The sequence below is a fragment of the Shewanella sp. ZOR0012 genome, assembly GCF_000798835.1.
GTDB classification, from domain to species: domain Bacteria; phylum Pseudomonadota; class Gammaproteobacteria; order Enterobacterales; family Shewanellaceae; genus Shewanella; species Shewanella xiamenensis.
The window spans coordinates 1-233 of record NZ_JTLE01000056.1; the positions used below are offsets into that span (position 1 = coordinate 1).

A 233-nucleotide genomic window follows, 5' to 3' on the forward strand; every position below is an offset into this window, starting at 1 on the left:
CTCTGCATCGAGCGGACGACAAAGCGCTGTTGGTGCTGGGTTTTATAGGTCAGATATTCAAACAAATCAGCCTCACGGTCACAGACGGAAATCACCTTGTTGATATGCTCGCCTAAACGGGCAGACATATTGGCGGAGGCTTGTTCCCATTTGTAGCTCTCTTTTTCCTCGTAAGGGCGAGTAGCATGTTGGCGGCGTTGCCCGCGCTTAGTGATATCCCGCGTCCAACGCTG

1 pseudogene is annotated in these 233 nt (G+C 52.4%); it reads right to left on the minus strand.

Annotation, left to right across the window (positions count from 1 at the left end):
* Positions 1 to 233 (minus strand): annotated as a pseudogene (locus L976_RS01455) (IS4 family transposase); the annotation flags it as partial.